This is a genomic window from Pseudomonas sp. MWU12-3088, assembly GCF_023242405.1.
GTDB lineage: Bacteria > Pseudomonadota > Gammaproteobacteria > Pseudomonadales > Pseudomonadaceae > Aquipseudomonas > Aquipseudomonas kribbensis.
Map to the genome: position 1 here is coordinate 215283 of NZ_JALJEA010000003.1, position 24621 is coordinate 239903.

General features: G+C 61.5%; 18 protein-coding genes. 9 read left to right on the forward strand and 9 right to left on the reverse strand.

All coding sequences use genetic code 11. The features are described 5' to 3' along the window. The first annotated feature begins 9 nt into the window (after nt 1-9). The 5 genes from M5B98_RS09735 to M5B98_RS09755 all read left to right on the forward strand — a co-directional run bounded on the left by M5B98_RS09735 (nt 10) and on the right by M5B98_RS09755 (nt 11957). The gene (locus tag M5B98_RS09735) at nt 10-4485 is read left to right on the forward strand and encodes a SpvB/TcaC N-terminal domain-containing protein (RefSeq protein WP_248742580.1); all 4476 of its coding nucleotides are present in this window, start codon (nt 10-12) and stop codon (nt 4483-4485) included. Further along, nucleotides 4482-7268: an RHS repeat-associated core domain-containing protein gene (locus M5B98_RS09740; RefSeq protein WP_248742581.1), complete on the forward strand. Its 2787-nt coding sequence runs from the start codon at nt 4482-4484 to the stop codon at nt 7266-7268. Before M5B98_RS09735 ends, M5B98_RS09740 begins: the two co-directional genes overlap by 4 nt. A gap of 115 nt (nt 7269-7383) precedes the next feature. Beyond that, on the forward strand, nt 7384-9144 hold the full coding sequence (locus M5B98_RS09745) for a sensor histidine kinase (RefSeq protein WP_248742582.1): 1761 nt from the start codon (nt 7384-7386) through the stop codon (nt 9142-9144). Next, nucleotides 9144-10472 carry a sigma-54-dependent transcriptional regulator gene (locus tag M5B98_RS09750; protein WP_248742583.1) on the forward strand — a complete coding sequence of 443 codons (1329 nt, stop codon included), beginning with the start codon at nt 9144-9146 and terminating at the stop codon, nt 10470-10472. The genes M5B98_RS09745 and M5B98_RS09750 overlap by 1 nt, the downstream gene beginning before the upstream one ends. A gap of 165 nt (nt 10473-10637) precedes the next feature. Continuing rightward, entirely contained in the window at nt 10638-11957 is a 1320-nt protein-coding gene (locus M5B98_RS09755) for an MFS transporter (protein WP_248742584.1), read from the forward strand. A gap of 62 nt (nt 11958-12019) precedes the next feature. Here the strand turns inward: M5B98_RS09755 and M5B98_RS09760 are convergent, their stop codons facing one another. After that, nucleotides 12020-12778 carry a hypothetical protein gene (locus M5B98_RS09760; RefSeq protein ID WP_119427823.1) on the reverse strand — a complete coding sequence of 253 codons (759 nt, stop codon included), beginning with the start codon at nt 12776-12778 and terminating at the stop codon, nt 12020-12022. Nucleotides 12779-13125: 347 nt separating this feature from the next. Between M5B98_RS09760 and M5B98_RS09765 the strand changes: the two genes are divergently transcribed. Further along, nucleotides 13126-13443 carry a hypothetical protein gene (locus tag M5B98_RS09765; RefSeq protein WP_114885136.1) on the forward strand — a complete coding sequence of 106 codons (318 nt, stop codon included), beginning with the start codon at nt 13126-13128 and terminating at the stop codon, nt 13441-13443. Nucleotides 13444-13571: 128 nt separating this feature from the next. Next, nucleotides 13572-14201, forward strand: a complete 630-nt coding sequence (locus tag M5B98_RS09770; protein WP_114885139.1) for a flavin reductase family protein — start codon at nt 13572-13574, stop codon at nt 14199-14201. A 6-nt stretch (nt 14202-14207) separates the two neighbouring features. Here M5B98_RS09770 and M5B98_RS09775 read toward each other — a convergent pair whose 3' ends face one another. Together M5B98_RS09775 and M5B98_RS09780 are read right to left on the reverse strand one after the other, a co-directional pair. Then, nucleotides 14208-14450 carry a hypothetical protein gene (locus M5B98_RS09775; protein WP_096818378.1) on the reverse strand — a complete coding sequence of 81 codons (243 nt, stop codon included), beginning with the start codon at nt 14448-14450 and terminating at the stop codon, nt 14208-14210. Nucleotides 14451-14493: 43 nt separating this feature from the next. Further along, entirely contained in the window at nt 14494-14847 is a 354-nt protein-coding gene (locus M5B98_RS09780; protein ID WP_085709576.1) for a putative quinol monooxygenase, read from the reverse strand. Nucleotides 14848-15182: 335 nt separating this feature from the next. Here M5B98_RS09780 and M5B98_RS09785 point away from each other — a divergent pair, with 335 nt between their 5' ends. After that, nucleotides 15183-16112 carry an AraC family transcriptional regulator gene (locus tag M5B98_RS09785; protein WP_248742585.1) on the forward strand — a complete coding sequence of 310 codons (930 nt, stop codon included), beginning with the start codon at nt 15183-15185 and terminating at the stop codon, nt 16110-16112. Here M5B98_RS09785 and M5B98_RS09790 read toward each other — a convergent pair whose 3' ends face one another. The 6 genes from M5B98_RS09790 to M5B98_RS09815 form a co-directional block, all read right to left on the reverse strand. Then, complete coding sequence (locus M5B98_RS09790; protein ID WP_248742586.1) at nt 16113-17168, reverse strand: ABC transporter ATP-binding protein; 1056 nt, start codon at nt 17166-17168, stop codon at nt 16113-16115. It lies immediately after the preceding gene. A 14-nt stretch (nt 17169-17182) separates the two neighbouring features. Further along, nucleotides 17183-18031, reverse strand: a complete 849-nt coding sequence (locus M5B98_RS09795; protein WP_248742587.1) for an ABC transporter permease — start codon at nt 18029-18031, stop codon at nt 17183-17185. Then, a complete protein-coding gene (locus M5B98_RS09800; RefSeq protein ID WP_248742588.1) occupies nt 18028-18936 on the reverse strand; it encodes an ABC transporter permease in 909 nt (302 codons plus the stop codon). The genes M5B98_RS09795 and M5B98_RS09800 overlap by 4 nt, the downstream gene beginning before the upstream one ends. Before the next feature lie 192 nt (nt 18937-19128). Beyond that, complete coding sequence (locus M5B98_RS09805) at nt 19129-20232, reverse strand: ABC transporter substrate-binding protein (RefSeq protein WP_085730221.1); 1104 nt, start codon at nt 20230-20232, stop codon at nt 19129-19131. Between the two features lie 216 nt (nt 20233-20448). Next, complete coding sequence (locus M5B98_RS09810) at nt 20449-21897, reverse strand: aldehyde dehydrogenase family protein (RefSeq protein ID WP_248742754.1); 1449 nt, start codon at nt 21895-21897, stop codon at nt 20449-20451. Next, complete coding sequence (locus tag M5B98_RS09815) at nt 21897-23534, reverse strand: 5-guanidino-2-oxopentanoate decarboxylase (protein ID WP_248742589.1); 1638 nt, start codon at nt 23532-23534, stop codon at nt 21897-21899. The genes M5B98_RS09810 and M5B98_RS09815 overlap by 1 nt, the downstream gene beginning before the upstream one ends. Nucleotides 23535-23673: 139 nt before the next feature. Between M5B98_RS09815 and M5B98_RS09820 the strand changes: the two genes are divergently transcribed. Then, nucleotides 23674-24552 carry a LysR substrate-binding domain-containing protein gene (locus tag M5B98_RS09820; RefSeq protein ID WP_248742590.1) on the forward strand — a complete coding sequence of 293 codons (879 nt, stop codon included), beginning with the start codon at nt 23674-23676 and terminating at the stop codon, nt 24550-24552. The last annotated feature ends 69 nt before the right edge of the window (nt 24553-24621 follow it).

Here is a 24621-nt window from a genome sequence, read left to right on the forward strand (position 1 = left end):
TGCGTTGCCATGGCCCTTGATGCAGATGCGCTCGTCACTCCTCCCTCCATTGCCAAAACTGCGTCCATTGCAACGAACGGTCGCAGTTGGGGAGAGATCGGTGCGACCGGGCAGCGTTCTTATACCCTGCCCCTCCCGATCCTGAAGGCGCGCACGCTCAATCCCGAGTTGCAGCTGGTCTATGACGGCAACGCGGGCAATGGCAAGTGCGGACTTGGCTGGGATCTACCGCTGCCCGCCATCTCGCGCAAGACCAGCAAGGGTGTGCCGAAATACGAGGCCGCCGATGTCATGCAGGCCGACGGTACCGATCTGCGTCCCGAGCTGACGACACGCGGCAAGATCAAGTCAATCCGACGTACACGTGGCAAGGGCCGGCGGGCCAGAACGTTTTCCGTAGTGCGCTACCTCCCTCGCCTGGAAAGCACGTTCGACCGTTACGAGTTCTGGACACCCGATTCCGGTAATCCCTTCTGGGTGGTTTTCCGTGCCGACGGCTCGCAACATTGCTACGGCAACTCACCGCAATCATGCATTTACGACTCTGAAGATCAGACCCGCATTGCCGTGTGGCTGCTGGTGGAAATCAGGAACGCCGTCGGGGAAAACATTTATTTTGAATACAAATCCGACGACACCGACGCTGACCCTCGCTTTGACTATCGGGCCCAGCGCTACCTGCGCCAGGTCTGCTACTGCAACAAGACCGCCAGCACCGGTCTGCTGTGCCTTGAACACCCGAAACCGCAGGATCTGGACTGGCTGTTCAGACTGATCGTCTGCTACGGCGAACGTGCCACCGGGCTAGACGAAAAACCGGCATTCGACCCGACTCAAGCATGGCCATTGCGCAGCGACCCTTTTCGCATGCATCGCTACGGGTTCGAAGTGGGCACCCGACGCCTGTGCCGGCAGTTTCTGTTGTTCAACCACACCGGTTCCGCTCCGGTGCTGCTCAATCGCCTGCTGCTGGAACACGAACCCACAGAGCACCGGTACAACCAACTAAAAGCCGCGCACTACATGAGTTACGACGCTAAAGGTCGCGTCAGGCACATGCCGCCCCTCGAATACTTTTATGAAGCGCTGATACTCGACACCGCCCCCAAACCCTTTCTGCAACTCGATCACATGCCCGGTCTCAACGACGGCCAGCCCTACCATTGCGTCGATCTTTACGGTGAAGGCCTGCCCGGTTTTCTCTGCCGGTACGACAATGCCTGGTATTACCGCGAACCCTTGCGCGGCACGCACGGTACGGACGAAATCGTCTACGGCCCCTGGACATTGCTGCCGCTGATTCCGAATGCCGATAGCAGCAGGCCTGTTGTCGTGATCCTGATCGACCTCACCGGTGACGGGCGCCTGAACTGGGTCGTCGCGCAACCCGGTGGCAGCGGGTATTACACGCTCAATCCGGATGGCAACTGGTCATTGTTCAAGTCGTTCATCCGGTTTCCTGTGGAGTTTTTCCATCAACTGGCGCAACTGGGAGACTTGAGCGGCGATGGCCTGGATTCCATGGCCCTGATCGGCCCGAATAGCGTCCGGGTGTATGCCAACGTTCGGGAGAACGGATTCGCGCCCGGCAAGGATGTACCCCATACCCCGAACCGCTTGCCGCTGTTCAGCGACGCCCGCACCGAGCTTGTGATGTTCGGCAACCTGCACGCCAGTGACCTCTCGGGGCTGTGCAGGGTTCGTCACGACGGGATCGAGACCTGGGCCAATCTGGGCCACGGCCATTTCGGCAAACGGATTGCGATAAGCGCGCTGCCCTTCGAGTATCCGGATTTCAATGCCGATCACATTCGCTTCGCCGATCTCGACGGCTCTGGCGCACCGGCGTTGATTCGCTTGTGTTCCGACCACTTCGAGATCTACCGGAATTACGGGGGCAATGCCTTTGAGCAAGTCCCGGTCATCGTTGCGTGGCCGGAAGGCATTCGCTACGACAACCTCTGCCAGGTGACCTTCGCCGATCTGCAAGGTATCGGATGCGCCAGCCTGCTGTTCACCAAACCCCACATGAAACCGCAGCACTGGGTGTATCACTTCGTCAATGCAAGGCCGTACCTGCTCACGGGTTGCAACAACAACATGGGCTACGGTGCCACGCTGAAATATCGCAGCAGTGTGCAATTCTGGCTGGATGAGAAACGTCTGGAACTGATGGCGCGCCGGCGTCCGGTCTGCCTTCTGCCCTTTCCCCAGATGGTGCTTCACTGGTTGCGCCAGGACGATGAAATCACCGGCAATTACCTGATGCAGTTCCACGAATATTTCGAAGGCTACTACGACGGTTACGAACGTGAATTTCGCGGTTTCGGCAAAGTCTGCCAGACCGACAGTGAGCTGGAGCCGGGCAAAGCCGAAAGTGGCCACACTGCACCAATGCGGACGACTCACTGGTTCCATACCGGCAGATGCATCAATCCTGACTTGAAAGGCGTCTGCGAACTCGACGGCGAAATCACGCCGCTGGGGCCCACGGTTATTTCAACGTTCGATGCCAAAGGCCGAAAGGAGCGTGTTCGCACGCGACGCAAGACCGACGACGATCCCGAAATCGCCTATGCCCTGGCCGGTCGTCTACTGCGCACCGAGGTGTGTCAGGCAGACGATCCCGCCCCGGCGCGTCTGTTCTCCCTGAGCGAATCGCGCTACCTGGTTCGAGTCGTCAAAGGAAATCCGTCCAGTCTTTTGGTGCTGGAACTGGAAACCCGCGCCCATCAATACGAACGTTTCATGGACGACCCGAACTGCCAGCATGCAGTCAATCTGGCATTCGACGCGTACGGCCACCTGACTCACGGATTGACGGTCGCCTGTGCTCGCCGTCGCTCCGAGACGGACAAACCGCCCTTCGATCGAGAAGACCAGCTTCGAGCCTGGGTGGACAGTCACGATGAGCAGCAACGGTACTTTTATCTGACGGAAACACGCGCTGCCTTCATTCACCTGACCACTGACGGCCACTGGCTGCTCGGCTTGCCCTGGCGCCAGCGCAGCAACGCAATGATGCTGCCAAAGGGTGCTCTGCCGGGCGGGCTGCAAGCGGCGGACATCAGTTTCGAAAAATTCGACCGGTATAAAGACAGCCTCGAGTGGACAGCCGCACGGGAGCTGACCTCACTCTCGCAACACACGTATCTGGAATCCGCTGGCAAGATGCTCTACCCGCCGCTGGCCGGGCCGACCGAGCAGGCCGTGTTCGACAAAAAGGCCCTTGCGGCCTACGACGACGTCTCGATAGTCATTCGGGACGAGCTGAGAAAAATCGGCTACAGCCCCATGAAGCTGTTCTTCCCGGAAGATCCAGCACAGGATCTGTTGCTAAATCTGTGGTCAGCTCTGAGCGGCTTTTTCACCTACGCCGATGCCAGCGGTTTTTACCACGTCACCGAAGTGCAGCAGACCGCCAGCCATGGCGTGACGCACATCACCTGGGATGCAGACCATCTGCTGACCATTGCCATCACCCTGCCGGACGGCTGCGTGACATCGGTGACTTACGACATGCACACCCTGCTGCCGCTCAAAGTCACCGATCCCAACGAGAACATTCAGGAAGTTCTCTATGACGCAGGCGGTCAGCCCATGGTGCTCAGTTTTCATGGCACCGAAGAGGGATTGCCGGCCGGATTCGCGCCTTTGTCCGCCTACCCGCCGCAGTCTGATCTGAGCGTCGAATACGCCCTTGCCAATCCGCAGCTCGTTCTCGCCCACGCAGCCAGAACAGTGCGCACCGAGCTGTTCAGCTGGATGCCGTTGCTCCCGCTCAAGACATTGCCGCTCAAAAGAAAGGAATGGATCGCCAAAGGCCTGATCCTTCCTGATGGTCGCATCCGTGCCTCAGCCTTGGGCTGGTTGAACCAACGCAAAAAACGTACGGCCAGCGAACAGACCCTGCTGAAGATCATCCATACAGCCCTGAGGCAACCAGTGCATAGCCTCAGAATGGTCGCAGACCGCTACCACACCGACTCGCTGCAACAGATTCAGAGAACGATCAGCTACGTCGACGGCTTCGGCCGCGAGTTGCAAAACAAACAGCTCGTCCCGCCGGGCGATGCCTTTGTCGCCACGGCCGAGGACGGCCTCGCAACCGGCGCCGATGGCAAGCCTATTGAACTGCCAGCCCTTCAGCGCTGGCGGGTGCAGAGTCGCGTGGAATTCAACCACAAGGGCGAGACCATCCGGGTCTACCGGCCCTATTTCCTCAACAGTCATCGCTGCATCAATGACAGCGCCATGCGCAAGCACGGCTACCACGACCGGATGTTCTACGATGCACTGGGCCGGCTGATCCAGACGATCAATGCGCTCGGACATCTGGCGTTCGACGTTCTGCATCCGTGGTTCAAGCTCAGTTATGACTTCAATGACACAGACGACACGCCCCCTTCCAGACCGGCGAAAGTACCTTTGAAGAAAACTGCCGGACCGGCGCAGAAAAAGCCGTCGCAGAGGGTCAAGTCATGAACGCCAATGTGCATTGGCACACCCCCTTGTTGCAGGTCAATGATCCGCGCGGGCTCGGGATCCGGCAGGTCGAGTACCTGCGCAAGGCCGCGGATGAAACCGCACAGGCGCTCATCACCCGTCAGCAACATGACGTCGCCGGCCGGCCGGTGGCGCAACGCGATCCACGTCTGACGATACCGAACGCCACCACGGTTTTTGCGTTGAACGGGCAGGCGCTGAATATGGTCGGCGTCGATGCCGGCGTGACCGTCACGCTGCCAGGACTGGCCGGCGAATCCCGGCAGACCTGGGACGCGAACGGCAATCACCGACGTATGACCTACGACACTCAGTTGCGCCCTGAAACTGTTGAAGTCAACGGCACACCCGATATCGAAAGGTTCACCTATGCCGATCATTCGGCCGATCCCGGACACAACCTGCGCGGGCAACTGGTCAAGCTGAACGAGCCGTCCGGCACCCTCGATTTTCACAGCATCGGACTGACGGGCAACGGGCTGCGCGAGACCCGCACCTTTCACGATGGCAAAGCCTTTGTCAGCCGTCACATGCTCGGTCCGACAGGCACAGTGCTGGAAACGACCGACGCCTGCGGCCATACCCGGCAATCGTCTTATGACGTTGCCGGGCAGCTCCTGCACACCCGGTTCAAGCTCAATGGCCAGCCCGACTGGCAAATCGTGTTGAACAGCGCCCGGTACGACGCCGCCGCACACATCATCGAGCAACAGGCCGGCAACGGGGTGATCAGCCGCTGGCACTATCGCGCCGGCGACGGGCGTCTGCATCGCCACTACGCGCAGAAAGCGTCGGGAGAGACGTTTCAGGATTTCGAGCATGAGTACGACCCGATGGGCAACATCACTCGAATTCTCGATCATGCCTACAGAGCGACGTACTTTCACAACCAGCGAGTCGATGGCCATCGAGAGTTCGGTTATGACACGTTGTACCGATTGATTCGCGCCACCGGTTACGCCGATGCCCCGCCTTCGGACAATCTGGCCCGGCCACAGCCGACGGATCCCAACGACCGGCGCAACTACATCGAGCGTTATGAATACGATCCCGGCAACAACCTCGTCAAAACCACTCACGAACGTGAGGGCGCCAATCACATCGTCGAAACCTTCATCGACCCCGCCAGCAATCGCGGCGTGCGCTGGAAACCCGGCGATCAGGTACCGGACTTTTCCCGGCTGTTCGACCCGGCCGGCAATCTGCGGTTTCTTCAGCCCGGCCTGCCCGCACAGTGGAACAATCGCGGTGAACTGGAAAAAGTTACCCTGGTCGACCGCAATGGCAGCGGCGCCAACGATGAAGAGTATTACCGCTACAGCCAGGGCGAACGGGTCTACAAACGCCTCGACACCCATACGACAACAGTCAGTCACTTCCACGAAGTGCGTTATCTGCCGGGGCTGGAGATCCGCACCCAGGACAATGGAGAGGAACTGCACGTCATCACGCTCGACTTCGGGGCCGGCGACGCACGCTGCCTGCACTGGGAGAAGGACCCTGCCAACATCGGCGCTGACCAGCTGCGATTCACGCTGACGGATCACCTGGGTTCAGCGGTTCAGGAACTGGATGCAAAGGCACAGCTGATCAGCCAGGAAGGCTACCTGCCGTTTGGCGCCACTGCGTGGATGGCCGCGCGAACACTGATCGAAGTGGAATACCGGTTCATTCGATACTCGGGCAAGGAAATGGATGTCACCCGGTTGTACTACTACGGCGCCCGTTACTACGCCGACTGGCTGGGGCGCTGGATCAGTGCCGACCCGGCGGGCGATGTGGACGGACTGAATCTGTATGTGTTTGTCGGGAACAATCCGCTGCGATATATGGATGCCGCCGGCAGCAACAAGTCAGAAGCGCAAATCAGGCTGGCCTCGGACTTCATCTCAATCGTGGGCGGCTTCGCAGAACATACCAATCAGGTCATGCACGACGTCACCCATCAGAAGCACCTGAAGCGAAATCTGTTCGCCAACCTCGCAGCCGAGACAGTAAAAGGCGTCATTGGATATGAAGCCGGCGTCCAGGCGGCCGGCTTCGTCGACAGCATCCTGCCCAGCGTACCGGGTGTGCCCTATCTGACGTCCGGAGGAGTGATCGGAGGCAACATTGCCGGAGATGTGACAGGGGCGATGGCCGACCAGGTTTTCAATCCCCTTGCAGACATAGCGGGGGTCCGGCCAGGCCCACTGATTCCCCAAACATCGACAATGTCGGTCGAAAGCATCAATGGCTCGCTCGGCATAGATGCGCCAGGCAAAAAGATCAACAACTGGGAAGACGTCGTCACCCAGCGTCTGAGCCCGGCCCTCGATTCGGTGCTCAATCCTGAGTTCGTGATGGGCAGGTTGATGGCGAGCTGGATATCGATCATCCCAGGCGCAATCAGCATGTTTGCCCGGGCCATGGAAGTCGAAGACATTAAAAACGGCCTGGATCCGGCCAAAATCGGCAAGATAGAAAACATGTACCAAGAATGGCAAAAGGCTGTCGGTGAACATGCTGCTGCCTATGAAGAGGCATTCGGTCAGTTGGGCGTTGACGTCATCCCGGGAACCGGGCCACTTCAGCCATCCATCAGCCTGGCCGGCCTGCGCGAGCAAACCCTCGCCACCCGCACCGAGATCGCCCATGGCCTCGCAGGCATCAACGCCTACAAGGAAATGAACACCACGGATAACCGTTTCTTGAGAGCGCAAGCCCATCCGGCCACAAAATCTCATTCCCGGTTGTATAAATGGTGGACACGCGAAGGCTAGGTCAGCTCAATCTGCGCCCCGTCACGAAGCCTGAGCGCCCATGCAATATCGTCTGACGAGGTCAAGCGGCCGCATGCTATCGTGCCCGCCCTGACCTGCCATTCGTTTGCCCAGCATGCTGCCGACTTCCCGTACCCTGCGTCTGTCGCTGTACACCCTGCTGATCCTCGCCGGCGCCGCCCTCGCCGCGACACTTGCGATCCGCCACGCCGAGCGCCAGGCGCTGGAAGAAGACGCCGCGCGGGCCAATCAACAGCTGGCGCTGTACGCCAATTCGCTGCACACCCTGATCGACCGCTACCGCGCCCTGCCCGCCGTGCTGGCGCTGGACCCGCAATTGCGTGCGGCACTGTCCGGCCCGGTGAATGCCGAACAGCAAGCGGCGCTGAATCTGAAGCTGGAAAAGATCAACGGCGCCGCACAGTCCTCGACCCTTGAGCTGCTCGATCACACCGGCCTTGCGGTGGCCGCCAGCAACTGGCGCCTGCCCAGCAGTTACGTGGGCCACAACTACGGCTTTCGCCCGTACTTCAGTCAGACCCGCACCCAGGGCACCGGGCGCTTTTATGCGGTCGGCGTGACCAGCGGGATTCCCGGGTATTTTCTGTCCAGCGCCGTACTGGGTGACAACGGCGAGTTCCTCGGGGCGATGGTGGTCAAGCTCGAATTCCCGGAGCTTGAACGCGAATGGAGCCATGGCAACGACACCCTGCTGGTCAGCGATGCCCGGGGCATCGTCTTCATCGCCAACCAGCCCGAGTGGCGCTATCGCCTGTTGCATCCGCTGACCCCGGCCGATTACCGAGAGATCAAGGCTACCCGCCAATACGACAAGCAGTCGCTGGTGCCGCTGACTCATCTGTCCCTGCGCCGCTTCGACGACAACAGCGATCTGCGCCGTGTCGAGGCTCCGCAAGGCACGGCGGATTACCTGTGGGAATCCCTGCCGCTGACCGCCGAAGGCTGGACCCTGCACCTGTTGCGCCGTCCGCAACTGTCCTTCGAAGACCAGCGCAATGCCGGGCTCGCCGCGGCCGGGGTGTGGCTGGCGCTGGTGTTCCTGTTGTTGTTCCTCAACCAGCGCTGGCGTCTGGCGAAGATGCGCCAGCGCAGCCGCGAAGAGCTTGAGCAACTGGTCGAGGAACGCACCCGGGATTTGCGCACCGCCCAGGATGGTCTGGTGCAATCGGCGAAACTCGCGGCACTGGGGCAAATGTCCGCCGCCCTGGCCCACGAAATCAATCAGCCGCTGACCGCCCAGCGCATGCAGCTTGCAACGCTGAGGCTGCTGCTCGATCACGGCCGGGTCGATGACGCCTACAAGGCACTCAAACCGGTGGATGAGATGCTCACGCGCATGGCGGCCCTCACCGGTCATTTGAAAACCTTCGCCCGCAAGAGCCCCAGCGGTTTGCGCGAGCGGCTGGATCTGTCGACGGTGGTCGATCAGGCCCTGCAATTGCTCGATGCGAGAATGCGCGACGAACAGGTCAGTCTGGTGCTGCACCTGACCCGTCCGGCCTGGGTGCGCGGCGATGCGATCCGTCTCGAACAGGTGCTGATCAACCTGCTGCGCAACGCCCTCGATGCGATGCAGGGCAAACCGTGCAAGCGCCTGGAAATCCGCCTGGAGGCCGACGAGCAACTGTGGCGCCTGAGCGTCATCGACAATGGCGGCGGCATCGCCGAAGAACATCTGGGTCAGGTATTCGATCCGTTCTTCACCACCAAACCGGTGGGTGACGGCCTCGGTCTCGGACTGGCAGTATCCTTCGCCATCGTCCACGAATCCGGCGGGCGCCTGAGCGCCGAGAACGGCGACAACGGCGCGGTGTTCAGCCTGACCTTGCCGATCGATCTGGAGGCGCACATCTGATGCTCAATGCGGTGATGGTGGTCGATGACGAAAGCAGCATTCGCAGTGCCGTCGAACAGTGGCTGAGCCTGTCCGGTTTCGAGGTGCAACTGTTCAGCCGCGCCGAGGAATGCCTGGCGGCGCTGCCCGCGCATTTTGCCGGGGTGATTGTCAGCGACGTGCGCATGCCCGGCCTCAGCGGTCTTGAACTGCTGGCCGAGGTGCAGCGCCGGGATGCCGACCTGCCGGTGATTCTGCTCACCGGCCACGGCGATGTGCCGATGGCGGTCGAAGCCATGCGCGATGGCGCTTACGACTTTCTAGAAAAACCCTTCAGCCCCGAGACCCTGCTGGGCAGCCTGCGCCGGGCGCTGGACAAGCGCCGACTGGTGCTGGAAAACCGCGCCCTGCACGAACAGGCCGACAACCGCGCCAGACTCGATTCAACGTTACTGGGCGTGTCCCGAGGCTTGCAGACCTTGCGCCGGCAGGTGCTGGATCTGGCGACGCTGCCGGTCAACGTGCTGATCCGTGGCGAGACCGGCAGCGGCAAGGAACTGGTCGCCCGCTGCCTGCACGACTTCGGCCCGCGTGCCGACAAGCCCTTCGTGGCGCTGAACTGCGCGGCGATCCCCGAGCAGTTGTTCGAAGCCGAGTTGTTCGGGCATGAAAGCGGCGCCTTCACCGGGGCCTCCGGCAAGCGCATCGGCAAGCTGGAATACGCCGATGGCGGCACGCTGTTTCTCGATGAAATCGAAAGCATGCCGCTGGCCCAGCAAGTGAAGCTGCTGCGGGTGTTGCAGGAACAGAAACTTGAACGACTGGGATCGAACCAGAGCATTCGCGTGGACCTGCGGATCGTCGCGGCGACCAAACCCGATCTGCTGGACGAAGCCCGGGCCGGGCGTTTTCGCGAGGACCTGGCGTATCGACTGAACGTCGCGGAATTGCGCCTGCCGCCGCTGCGGGATCGTCGCGAAGACATTCCGTTGTTGTTCGAATCCTTCGCGCAGAACGCTGCCCAGCGATTGGGGCGGTCTTTTCCGCCGCTCAGTGGTGCGCAATTGAGTCACCTGCTGAGTCATGACTGGCCGGGTAATGTGCGGGAACTGGCGAACGTCGCCGAGCGGCAGGTGCTGGGGCTGGATGAACCGGTGCAGGGCATTGATCCGGGCCAGTCGCTGGCCGCGCAGCAGGAAGCGTTTGAGGCGCAATGTCTGCGGGCGGCGTTGACCCGGCACAAGGGGGATGTGAAAGCCGTGCTGGAAGAACTGCAACTGCCGCGTCGCACGTTCAATGAAAAGATGCAGCGGCATGGACTGACCCGGGAAATGTTCGTACCTGAATGAGCGGAAATCCGCTCATTCACTCCGGCTCATCGGCAAAAAACCGCTCAGCAACTCCCCCTCCCCCCTCTAAACCGGCCCTCTCCCCGTTGGCACAGCTCCTGCTATAGCCCCCGCAGGCTGCGTTTCAACGCGCTCCACAAAAACAATTAAACGAAGGATCCTTCAATGGATAACTCCAACGCCCTGCCTCTTGGGTCGGCTGCCGTGCCGGCCAAAGAACGAACCACCGCCAGTCGCATCAAGTCGATCTTCAGCGGTTCCGTCGGCAACATGGTCGAGTGGTACGACTGGTACGTCTATGCCGCCTTCTCGCTGTACTTCGCCAAGACCTTCTTCCCCGCCGGCTCCACCACCGCCCAGTTGATGAACACCGCCGCGATCTTCGCCGTGGGCTTTCTGATGCGCCCGATCGGTGGCTGGCTGATGGGCCTGTACGCCGACAAGGTCGGCCGTAAAAAAGCGCTGATGGCCTCGGTGTACCTGATGTGCTTCGGCTCCCTGCTGATCGCCCTCAGCCCGAACTACGAAACCATCGGCATCGGCGCGCCGATCCTGCTGGTGTTCGCCCGTCTGCTGCAGGGCCTGTCGGTCGGTGGCGAATACGGCACCTCCGCCACTTACCTGTCGGAGATGGCGACCAAGGAACGTCGCGGCTTCTTCTCCAGCTTCCAGTACGTGACCCTGATCTCCGGCCAGCTCATCGCGCTGGGCGTGTTGATCGTGCTGCAACAGATGCTCACCACCGAGCAACTGTACGCGTGGGGCTGGCGTATTCCGTTCGCCATCGGTGCGCTGTGCGCAATCGTCGCGCTGTACCTGCGTCGCGGCATGGAAGAAACCGAGTCGTTCACCAAGAAAGAGAAGTCCAAGGAAAGCGCCATGCGCACCTTGCTGCGCCATCCGAAGGAACTGCTCACCGTGGTCGGCCTGACCATGGGCGGTACGCTGGCGTTCTACACCTACACCACCTACATGCAGAAATACCTGGTGAACACCGTCGGCATGAGCATCTCCGACTCCACCACCATTTCCGCCGCCACGCTGTTCCTGTTCATGTGCCTGCAACCGATCATCGGCGGCCTGTCCGACAAGATCGGTCGTCGCCCGATCCTGATCGCCTTCGGCGTGCTCGGGACGATCTTCACCGTGCCGATCCTGATGACCCTGCACACCATCCAGACCTGGTGGGGCGCGTTCTTCCTGATCATGGCGGCGCTGATCATCGTCAGCGGCTACACCTCGATCAACGCCGTGGTGAAGGCCGAACTGTTCCCGACCGAAATCCGCGCCCTGGGCGTCGGCCTGCCGTATGCACTGACCGTGTCGATCTTCGGCGGCACCGCCGAATACATCGCGCTGTGGTTCAAGAGCATCGGCATGGAAACCGGTTACTACTGGTACGTGACCGCGTGCATCGCGGTGTCCCTGCTGGTGTACATCACCATGAAAGACACCCAGAAACACTCGCGCATCGTCACTGACTGATCGCAAAAAAACGCGCGAAGGTGCAAGACCTTCGCGCGTTTCTTACCTGTCCGATTTCCCGATCAGGACAATTCGGCAACGCCCTGTTTGCCGCCATAGCGCTTCTGCGCATAAGACGCGCCCACGATCATCACCAACAGAATCCCCGCCAGCACTGCCGACGAACCGATGGTGCCGAAGTCCAGTCCGCCCTTCTCATGGGACTTGGTCATCAGGTCGCCCAAGGTCGCGCCAAACGGCCGGGTCAGCACGAACGCCACCCAGAACAGCGCCACCGACGAAATCTTCGTGAAGTACTTGAGCAATACCACCACCGCAATCGCCGAGCCGATCAACAGCGCGCCACCGGCAAAGCCCAGACCTGAGTCGTCCGCCAGGTAATCGCCGAGCGCGGTGCCCAGGGTGTTGGAGAACAGGATCGCCATCCAGTAGAACATTTCGCCGCGAAAGCTCTGCACCTTGGTGACGTTGAGCGAATCACCGCTCAGGCGCCACGCCGCGAAGATCGCCAGCAGGATCGCGATCAAGATCATGGAACCTGTGGCGTAACCCAGCTCCAGCGTGCGGTCCATGAAGTCGGACATGGTGGTGCCGGCGGTGCTGGTCGACAGGATCACGATCCAGTACAGCAACGGCTTGTAAGTCTTGGACATCAGTTGCGTGACCAGCGTCAGGACGAACACGCTGATCAGGATCAGCGAGCTCATGGCGTAGCCGACGTTGAGGGTCATCGACAGCAAATCCCCCGCGGTTTCCCCCAGGGTCGTCGCGCAGATTTTCATGACCCAGAAGGCCAGGGTGATTTGAGGCAGTTTGTTCATTGCAGGTAAAGCTCCAGTGTGTGACGGCCGGTTCTTGGTTTTCTGGCCGCCGGCAGACTGGCGTTACGAGGGTGAAAAACCGGTCGGGAATGTATGAAAAATCTGTCACACACGCCAAAAGCGGCGATTAATCACCGGTTAATGCCCCTGCCGCATCCTGCACTTACCTGATCGATTGACTGCGCGTCGCTCGCTCCCACGACGAGACGAATTGAATGCGCCGCCCTTAATATCAAGTTAATCGATTGTTTTTAGCATTATTTTGCGCTTTTTAATCAATTTAGTTGGCGTAGCATGAACCCCAAGCAAGACACACCGCCAACGAATATCGAATCTGGAGAACGACCATGAAAACCAAACTGATCCTCGCCCTGACCCTGTCCGTACTGGCCGCCAACACCTTCGCCGCCGATGGCTCGGACAAAACCAAATCCGCCGATTTCATCAACGGCGCCAGCGCCGCCATCGAAACCAGCCACTCGGGCGCCTACGCAGCCGATGGTTTCGATAAAACCAACGTCGGCAAAGCGGTTGCTGCCGATGGCTTCGACAAGACTGGCACTGCTGCCGCCATCGCTGCCGACGGCTTCGACAAAACCGGCACCGCCGCTGCCATCGCTGCCGACGGTTTCGATAAAACCGGTACTGCCGCTGCCATCAGCTGATTGGCAGAATGCAGACACCAAAGCCCGGCCATTGCCGGGCTTGTTCATTTCCAAAGGTCGGGATTTGATCTTCGCGGACCGGACTTGCACTATTGGCCGCTTATAAAAGCCTTCAGGAACACCCCGCCATGCCCGATGACATCCATTTCTACGAACCGGCCAATGGCCACGGTCTGCCCCACGATCCGTTCAACGCGATCGTCGGTCCGCGGCCCATCGGCTGGATTTCTTCGCAGGATGCCGAGGGCAAGCTGAACCTCGCGCCCTACAGCTTTTTCAACGCGTTCAACTACATTCCGCCGATCATCGGGTTCTCCAGCGTCGGGCGCAAAGACAGCCTGAACAACATCGAGCAGACCGGCGAGTTCGTCTGGAACCTCGCGACACGGCCGCTGGCCGAGCAGATGAACCAAAGCTGCGCAGCCGTCGCACCCGAGGTCAACGAGTTCGAACTGGCGGGGCTGACGCCGGTGGCGTCGAAGGTGATTGCCGTACCGCGCGTGGCCGAAAGCCCGGTGTCCTTCGAGTGCAAGGTCACGCAGATCATTCAGTTGCAGCGGGCTGACGGCGAGACGGTGCCGAGCTGGCTGGTGCTCGGCGAGGTGGTTGCCGTGCACATCGCCAAATGGCTGTTGAAGGACGGGATCTACGACACCGCCGCCGCAGAACCGATTCTGCGCGGCGGCGGGCCGGCGGATTACTTCCAGTTGGGGCCGGAGGCATTGTTCAAGATGTGGCGCCCGGGCGCCGTCAAGTAAACGGAGTTACCAGATCAGCTCGGCGTCATCTGTGACGCCCTTGAGCTTGTCCAGCTCATTGATGGCCGCTTCATCGGCGGCAATGGCACCAGGGAAGACCTGGTCATTCAACAGTTTGTGAAAGCGTGGCGCACCGCCGTCCACCAGGGCCTTGACCGCGATTGCCGCGTGATAACCCTTGTTGCTGCCCAACTCGACGGGGACTACAGCGGAAACCGCTTCGAAGTGTTCGAACTCTTTACGTGCCATGTCGCAGGTCCTGGCTCAGTCAAATAGGCTGGCCATTAAACCCTCAACCGGCGAGTTTGTGTATCGGCGCGCAACTTTGACCCAGCGCCTGCGCCGCCGACACGTCTTTAAACGTGTGAAAATCCAGGCTGTTGACCACCAGGTCCTGCACCAGCTCGGCAAACACTTCCATCGACGGGCTGCTGAAATAGGCGGTCATCGACTGCTGGTTGTTCCAGAAACCGGAAACCAGCCACAGCTCCGGATCACACTGCGAGTGCTGCAAGGAAAAGCTCAGGCAACCGGCGGCGGCGCGGGACGGTTCGATCAGCGCGCTCAGGCGCATGCCGAGTTCCGCCGAGCGCCCGGCGCGCGCTCGAACGAAGGCCATATGACTGACGGGAATCTGCTTGGACATGTTCAACCCTCCCAGGGAGTCGCGTGGCAGCCGGGGACGGGCTGCGACAGGATCCAAGGTTAAGGGCCGGGCAATGCTCGCCGTTAGTCGATTCCTGCCGCCGCGTTGCACAATCCTGCGAGACTGTCTTTCAGACCTGTAACAGATCGTGAATGGCTGTCACCGTCCTGTCACACCGGTTTCGAGCAAGTTTGCCGGGATACCCCCTGTCATGTCTGGGCAGGCACACAACGCCATGCAGGATCAGGCAAGCATTTCGCAGGATATGTCTACCGCTTGCGCTTGCACAAACTTATGCTCTGCTCCCATTCCATCCCTTGCCGAGGAGGCTGTGCATGACGTCATTCGATCGTTTTCAGGCGCCGCCCGATGCCGACATGGAAAAGCAGCGCGCGGAACTGGCGGCCATCATCCGCCGCAACACGTCCGAAGATGGCAGTTATGCCACCGCCGTCGGCTCGCTGTTCATGTCGCGCCACACAAAATCCCACGATTTCGCCCCGGTGCTCGCGCAACCGGCGCTGTGCATCATGGCCCAGGGTCGCAAAGAGGTGCGGCTGGCGGACGAGTACTTCAATTACGACCCGCTGAATTACCTGGTGGTCTCGGTTTCGATGCCGTTGAGCGGTCGGGTGGTGAATGTCTCGCCCGAGGAGCCGATCCTCGCGGTGCGCCTGGATATCGACCCTGCGGAAATCACCGCGCTGATTGCCGATGCCGGCCCCATGGGCGTACCGACCCGGCCGACCGGGCGCGGTCTGTATGTGGAAAAGATCGACAGCGCGATGCTCGATGCGGTGCTGCGGCTGGCCCGTCTGCTCGACACGCCGAAAGACATCGCCATGCTCGCGCCGCTGATCCGCCGGGAAATTCTCTATCGCCTGCTGCGCAGCCCGCAGGGCCATCGGCTGTACGAAATCGCCATCGCCAACAGCCAGAGCCACCGCATCAGCCAGGCGATCAAATGGCTCAACGGCAACTTCGAACAGCCGCTGCGCATTGATGATCTGGCGAAGGAAGTGAACCTCAGCGTCTCGACCCTGCATCACCGTTTCAAGGCGATGACGGCGATGAGTCCGTTGCAGTATCAGAAGCAGCTGCGCCTGCAAGAGGCGCGGCGCTTGATGCTGGCTGAGGGGCTGGAAGCGTCGGCGGCGGGGTATCGGGTGGGGTATGAAAGTCCTTCGCAGTTCAGCCGCGAGTACAGCCGCCTGTTCGGCGCGCCGCCGTTGCGGGATCTGGCGCGCCTGCGGTTGAGTGTCTGATCAGGCACCGAGAACCCGACACGCCTCACTCGGCAACGTCACCGACACCGGATGCCCGATCCCCAGCCCGATGCCCTGACACGGCGTGCTCAGCGCCGTGAAAGTCACTCCGGAACATTCCACCGTGGTCTCGATGGTCGCGCCGATGTCGCGCACGAACGTCACCTTGCCGAGCAGGCGATTGCCCGCCGTGGCCTGGGGCGCCGACAGTTGCAGGTCTTCGGGGCGGATCAGCATTTTCACTTTCTGCCCGACCTCAATGGTGCTGCAGATCGGCACTTGCAGGGCATCCCCCCCCGGCAGCACGACCTTGCCATCGCCCAGCGCGGTGGCCGGGAAGATATTGCCGGAGCCGATGAAGTCCGCGACGAATTCGTTGGCCGGGTGCCGATAGATTTCAATCGGCGTACCCACCTGCTGCACCCGATGCTCGCCCAGCACCACCACGATGTCAGCCATGGTCATGGCCTCGCGCTGGTCGTGGGTGACCATGATGGTGGTGATGTTCAGGCGTTGTTGCAGTTGGCGGATTTCCACCTGCATCGACTCGCGCAACTTGGCATCCAGCGCCGACAGCGGTTCGTCGAGCAGAAGGATTTTCGGATGCGAGGCAATCGCCCGGGCAATCGCCACTCGCTGACGCTGGCCGCCGGAGAGTTTCGCCACCGGACGATCAATCATCGCTTGCAGCTGGATCAGTTCCAGCAACTCCACCACCCGCGCCTGTTGATCGGCCTTGCTCACGCCCCGCAGTTTCAGCGGATAGGCGATGTTCTCGCCCACGGTCATGTGCGGGAACAACGCCAGCGACTGGAACACCATGCCGAAGTTGCGCAGGTGCGCCGGGGTGTGGCCGATGTCCTCGCCGTCCAGGCGGATCTCGCCGCCAGTGAGGGTTTCCAGCCCGGCGATCATTCGCAGCAACGTGGTCTTGCCGCAGCCCGACGGGCCGAGGAAGCACACCAGTTTGCCCTCGGGCAAATGCAGGTTGACGTCTTTTACCGCGCAGGCCGAGCCGTAGTGTTTCTCGACGTTTTCCAGAATCAGTCCAGTCATGTTGCACCTCACAATCAAAAGGAAACGCCGCCCTCGCCCACCAGCTTCTCCAGCGCCCAGATCAGGACGAAGTCGATCAGCACGATCAGCACGGCAAACGAAAACACGGTAGGGTCGAGCGATGACACGGTGCGGCTGTACATCCAGATCGGCACGGTCATGACGTCGATGGTGTAGAGGAAATAGGTCACGGTGAATTCGTTGAACGAGACGATGAACGCCAGCAGCATCCCCGCCAGAATCCCCGATTTCATCAGCGGCACCACCACATCGACAATGGCGCGCAGCGGCGAAGCGCCGAGCATCTGCGCGGCCTCTTCGACTTCACTGCCGATGGAAAGCATGGCCGCCGTGCAGTTCTTCACCACGAACGGCAGCGCCAGAATCACGTGGGCAATCACCAGCCGCGAGGTGGTCATGTGGAACGGCAGGCTGTCGAACACCAGCAGCAAGGCCAGCCCCAGCACCACCATCGGAAACACCAGCGGCAGCGACATCAGTTGCAGCGCCACGCCCTTGCCACGGAACTCGCAACGGGTCAGCGCATAAGCCGCCGGCACCGCGATCAGCGTGGCGAAAACCATCGTCAGACACGACACCAGCAAACTGGTGCCCATGGCCTGGCCGAGGCTCAGCACATCGCTGGCGTCCGGCGAAACGAAGGTGTGCCAAGCGGCCTTGTACCACTGCAGGCTGTAGCTGCTCGGCGGGAAGTCGAGGTTCGACGCGCCACTGAACGACATCACGATCATGGTCAGGATCGGCAACACCGCCAGGAACAAAATGATCCCGGAAAGAATGCCGGCGAACTTGCCGGTATCGCCCGGCAGCAGCGACTGACGCTTCTTGATCAGGGCACTCATTGCGAAGCCTCCAGCAAACGGCGACGGCGGCCGGTGATGTATTCGGACAAGGTCATGATCGCGAGTGTGGTGACGATCAGCACCACCCCGGCGGCAGACGCAGCGGGCCAGTTCATCAGCGGGGCGATCTGGTCATGCACCATCACCGCGAGCATCGGCACGCGCCGACCACCAAGCAACAGCGGCACCACAAAGCTGCTGGCGTTATAGGCGAACACCAGCGTCGCGCCGGTGATGATCCCCGGCAGACTCATCGGCAACACCACCTGGCGGAACACCTGAAAACGACTGGCGCCAAGGGTCGCGGCAGCCTCTTCGTAGCTGCGGGCGACGCCGCGCATGGCGCTCGCAATCGGCAGCACGGCCAGCGGAAACGCGGTCTGCACCAGGCCCATCAACACGCCGTTCTGGTTGTAGAGCAACATGATCGGCCGCTTGATCAGACCGAGGCCCATCAGGGTCTGGTTGAGCATGCCGCCGGGGCCGAGGATCACCAGCCAGCCGTAGCTTTGCAGCAGCAGGTTGACCAGCAACGGCAACAGCACCGCCGCCAGAAAGATCCGCCGCACGAACGGCGAGGTCAGGCGCGACATGGTGTAGGCCACCGGGATCGCCAGCACCACGGCGATCACCGCGCTGATCAGCGCCAGACGCAAGGTCAGCAGCAACGATTTGAGGTAGTAGGGTTCGAACAACTGGGCGTAACTGGCCAGGCTGAAACCGGACCACTCCGCCCCCTTGGTGCCGACGCTCATGCGCAGCACCAGCAGGCTGGCGGCAATCAGCACGCCGAGAAACAGCATCGACGGCGTGAGGAAAAACCACGCACGGGCTGTCGGCGAAACGCCGCGCGCCGGGCGCACGTCACCCGCGCCGACCGGTTGGGTCAGGGATTGATGTTCCATAGCAATGATCTCGTCAATGGAAAAACAACTGACAGACACTGCCTTCAAATTCACCGAGAAACCTGTGGGAGCGAGCTTGCTCGCGATTGCGGACTGACATTCACCATCAGTATCGACTGACAGATTGCTATCGCGAGCAAGCTCGCTCCCACAGGTACTTCGGTGTTTGAAGAACCTGCGTCCATCACTCGATCAGGAAGAAAAGATTTCCGTGTAGCGACGAATCCACTGGTCATGCACGGTCGCCAGGAAGGCGTTGTCGTGCATGATCGCCTTCTCCGCGATCTGCTCCGGGGTGAGGATGAACGGGCTCTTGCGCGCTTCGGCGGAGATGATCGCCTTGGCGTTGACCGGGCCGTTGAAGATGTCTTCGGCCATCTTGCCCTGCACCAGCGGGTCGAGGGAGTGGTCGATGAAGGCGTAGGCGAGGTCGGTGTCGCCCGGACGGTTCTTCGGCATCACCGAGAGCATCAGGTCGGTGTAGAAACCTTCCTTCATGCCGAACGTGGCGCCGAGGCCGTAGTTCGGATCGCGGATCTGCTTGGGGAAAAACGCCGGGGCGTAGAGGCCGCCCATGTCCAGGGAACCGGTGCGGAACAGCTCGGCAATCTGGTTGGGGTTTTCGCCCAGGGTCACCACGCGTTCCTTGAGTTCGGCGAGTTTCTTGAAGCCCGGTTCGATGTTGTGCTCGTCACCACCGGCCAGTTTCGCGGCGATGATGATCAGGTCCATCGCCTCGGTCCAGTTCGGCGGCGGCAGGAAGATGTTCGGTGCCAGATCGGCGTCCCACAGCGCGGCGTAACTGTCCGGCGCTTCCTTCTGGGTGCGGGTGCTGTAGACCAGACTGTTGCACCACAGCAGGTAACCGATGCCGTGACCGTTGGCCCCGGTGCGGTATTTTTCCGGGACGTCGATCAGGTTGGGAATACGGTTGAGGTCGGGTTTTTCCAGCAGTCCGGCAGCGGCCAGACCTTCGGCGCCGACCCCGGCCAGGGTGATGATGTCGTACTGCGGACGATCACCGCCGGCCTTGAGTTTGGCGACCATTTCCGAGGTGCTGCCGGTGCGGTCGGCAATCACTTTGGCGCCGGTCTTGGCTTCAAACGTTGCAGCGATGTTGCGCAGTGCGGCCAGCCCAGTGTCATCGGACCAGGTCAGCAGGCGCAGGGTCTTGCCGGCAAATCGGGTGTCGCTGGCGCTGGCCCGGATGAAGGGCATGCTCATGGCCGCCGCAGCCACCGAGGCCACGCCGACGGTTTTGATGAATTGACGCCTGTTCAGATCGTGCTCGCCCATTTGGGACTCCCATTATTCTTGTAAGTATGAGATTGACCGCAACCCTTGCCGTGCGTGATCGGAACCGCTCAAGCCCCCGGTTTAAAAGGGCTTGAACGTGATCAGCGGGTTCATCCTGAGGTCGTGCAAAACACCTGACTATCGATAAAAACTCATTGGAGCCATGACGCCGGCGCATGCCTCGTTGCGAGGCATGCGCTGACCTTTTTCGGGCATTCAGAGCGCGCGGATCACGTGCTTGATTTCCTGAAATGCCGCCAGGCCCCACGGCCCCAGTTCGCGGCCGATGCTGCTCTGTTTGTAGCCGCCCCACGCCGTCTGCGGGAAGATCACCTGCGGCGCGTTGAGCCACACCAGCCCCGCCTGCAAGGCGTTGGCGACCCGATCCGCGGTCTCGGCATTGCGTGTGACCACGCTGGCCACCAGACCGAACTGACTGTCGTTGGCCAGGGCAATCGCCTCGGCCTCCGAAGCAAAACTGCGCACGCAGATCACCGGCCCGAAGATCTCTTCACACCACAGCGCACTGTCGAGGGGCACTTCGGTGAAGATCGTCGGCTGCAAGAAATATCCACGCGGCAGATCCGCCGGGCGATTGCCGCCACAGATCAGCTTGGCCCCGGCACTGAGGCCACGGTCGATGTGACCGAGCACGCGCTGGTACTGCGCCTGATTGACCAGTGCGCCCATCTCGACTTCAGGATCGAACGGGTCGGCCACACGGATTTTTTCCGCACGGGCCTGCAGACGAATCAGGAATTCATCGGCCAGCTCATCGGCGACCAGCACCCGGCTGGTGGCGGAGCACATCTGCCCGGCGTTGAAGAAACCGCCGCCGCAAGCCAGTTCCACCGCCAGATCCAGGTCGGCATCCTCCAGAATCAGCAGCGAGGATTTGCCACCCAGTTCCAGGCTCACGCCCTTCACGGACTCGGCGGCGCGCTGCATCACTTGCACACCGACGGCGTTGCTGCCAGTGAAGGAAATCTTGGCGATGCGCGGGTCCGCCGACAGCGGCGCACCGACCGCCAGACCGGTGCCGCACACCAGGTTGAACACGCCTTTGGGCAGACCGGATTCGGCGATGATGGCCGCCAGTTCCAGCTCCGGCAGCGGCGTGACTTCCGACGGTTTGAGCACCACGCAGCAACCGGCAGCGAGAGCTGGCGCGAGTTTCCATGCGGTGGTGACCATCGGGAAATTCCACGGCACGATCAGCCCGACCACACCGCACGGCTCGCGGCGCAAACGTGCGCTGAAATCGTCGCTGGGCAGCGGCACGTTGCTGTCCTGTTTCGCATCGAGACCTTCGGCGAGTTCGGCGTAGTACTCGAAGGTGGCGATCACGTCATCGACATCGATGCCCGCTTCGAACTGCGGTTTGCCGTTGTTGCTCGACTGCAACTTCATCAAATGTTCGCGACCGTTGCGCACGCCATTGGCGATGTTGCGCAGGATCGCGCCGCGCTCGGCACCGGTGGTTTTCGACCAGTCCTTGAATGCATCGGTTGCGGCCGTTACCGCTTGATTGACCGCGCTTTCGTCACCGCCATTGACCGTGGTCAGCAGCGCTTCGGTGGCCGGGTTGATCACGCGCAGGTGTTCGCGACCGGCGGACCATTGGCCGTTGATGTAAAGGCCGTCGAGTGTGGTCGGGAAATTCATCATTTGGCCACCGCCTTCATCCATTGGGTCTGGTCGATTTCGATCAGGGTCGGGCCCTGACGATCGGTGGCGGCACGCAGTGCACCGCGCAGGTGTTCAGCCGAGCTGATCGCTTCCGCCGCGCAACCCAGGGCCTTGGCCACACCGATGAAGTCCGGGGTGTAGATGTCCACGCCCACTGGCTCGATGGCGCGGTTGACCATGTATTTCTTGATCTCTTCGTAACCCTGGTTATTCCACAGCAGGATGATCACCGGGGTGCGGGCTTCCACGGCGCTGGCCAGTTCCGGCAGGGTGAATTGCAGACCGCCGTCGCCGATCAGACACACCACCGGCGGACGTGCGCCGTGTTCGAGGCTGCCGCCGAGCCACGCGCCAATCGCTGCCGGCAAGGCGTAACCGAGGGTGCCGTAACCGGTGGACGAGTTGAACCAGCGGCGCGGACGCTCCGGGTTGAAGGTGAGGTTGCCGGTGTACACCGGTTGCGTGGAGTCGCCGACGAACACCGCGTTTGGCAGTTCGTGCAGCACGGTTTCGAGGAAGCGGGTCTGGGCCAGAGTCGGGGCGTCCCAGGTCGCGGCCAGGTCTTCACGCAGACAGGCGGCGCGCACCTGACCCCAGTCGTTGCGGCGCTCGGCCAGCGGTTTGTGCGACAGCGCGCTCAGTAATGCTTGTGCTGCGTTGCGCGAGTCGGCGACCAGTGCCACGTGCGGCGGATAATTGCGCACGGTCTGGTCTGGATCGATGTCCACGCGCAGCAGTTTGCCGGGGATTTCAAAGCCGCCGGCGAAGGTCACGTCGTAGTCGGTTTCCGCCAGTTCGGTGCCGATTGCCAGGATCACATCGGCATCGGCCACCAAAGCGCGGGTCGCCACCAGGCTCTGGGTCGAACCGATCAACAGCGGATGACTGGACGGCAGCATGCCTTTGGCGTTGATGGTCAGGGCCACTGGCGCGTCGAGCAGTTCAGCCAGTTCGGTGAGTTCGGCAGCCGCGTCGATGGCGCCGCCACCGGCGAGGATCAGCGGACGCTGAGCGCCGGCCAGCAGTTCGGTCATACGGCTCACGGCGGCCGGTGCAGCACCGGCGCGGTCGATGTGAACCGGCACGCTGGCCAGCAGTTCGTCGGCTTCTTCGACCAGCACGTCCAGCGGAATTTCGATGTGCACCGGACGCGGACGCCCGGCCTGGAACAGCGCAAAGGCACGAGCCAATACGCCCGGCAATTCGGACGCCGACATCAGGGTGTGGGAGAACGCCGCCACGCCGCCGACCAGTGCGCTCTGGTTCGGCAGTTCATGCAGCTTGCCGCGACCGCCGCCCAACTGACTGCGCGACTGCACGCTGGAGATCACCAGCATCGGGATCGAATCGGCGTAAGCCTGGCCCATGGCCGTGGTGATGTTGGTCATGCCCGGGCCAGTGATGATGAAGCACACACCCGGTTTGCCGCTGGTGCGGGCGTAGCCGTCGGCCATGAAGCCGGCGCCTTGCTCGTGACGCGGAGTCACATGGTTGATGCTCGAACGGGCCAGCCCGCGATACAGCTCCACGGTATGCACCCCGGGAATGCCGAACACCTGCTCGACCCCGTAACCTTCGAGTAACTTGACCAGTACTTCGCCACACGTCGCCATGTCTTTGCCCTTCTTGTTCGTTGAGGCACCGGGCCTTGAGGGAACCGGTGATTGGCCTCATTGAAACGGGCGACCCGTAGCCGCAACAATCGATAAAAGCTCATACTAGCCATGTCCTCACGTCATACCTTGGATCCACATGAAACGACTGCCTCCCCTGCCCGCCCTGCACACGTTTCTGATTACCGCGCAGTGCTGCAACTTCACCCGGGCCGCCGAGCAGTTGCACATCACCCAGGGTGCGGTGAGCCGGCAGATCGCCGGGCTTGAGGAGCATTTGGGTTATGAGCTGTTCATTCGTCTGGCCCGGGGCCTGGAGCTGACGGCCGAAGGTCGCGAATGGCTGCCACGGGTGCAGCAGGTGTTCAGCCTGATCGGCGACTCGATGGAGCAGATCGGTGCCAAGCGCGAAACCCTGCAACTCAAGGCCCCGAGCTGCGTGATGCGCTGGTTGCTGCCACGGCTGCTGCAATGGCAACGCGAGCGCCCGGACGTGCCGGTGAAACTCACGGCGTCGTTGCAACACGGCGTGGACTTTCATCGCGAGCAGTTCGACGCGGCGGTGATCTACGGCACCGCGCCCCACGATTCCCCTGCCACGCTGCATCTGTTCGATGAACAACTGACGCCGGTCTGCTCGCCGACGCTGCTCAACGGCGGGCCGACTCTGCACACACCGGCGGATCTGCAACAACACTTGCTGCTGCACCCGACCCACACCGATGACGACTGGACGCTATGGCTTGAAGCCGCCGAACTGCACTTGAGCAACATCGCCAGCGGTCAGCATTTCGAGACGCTGGATCAGGCGATGTCGATGGCGTCCCACGGGACCGGGGTGGCGATCGGCGACTGGTCGTTGATCGGCGATGACTTGAACGCCGGGCGACTGGTGATGCCGTTCGATCTGAAGGTGAAGACGGGATTGGGTTATTACATCGTGGCGCCGGCGTCGGAGCCGTCGGCGAAGTTGCAGGAGTTGATGGGGTGGCTGGTGGAGCAGGCTCATACGCGGTGACGCCCTGCCCTCATCGGAACGCCGCCCGCCCATCCCTCTCCCGGAGGGAGAGGGATGGGGTGAGGGGCT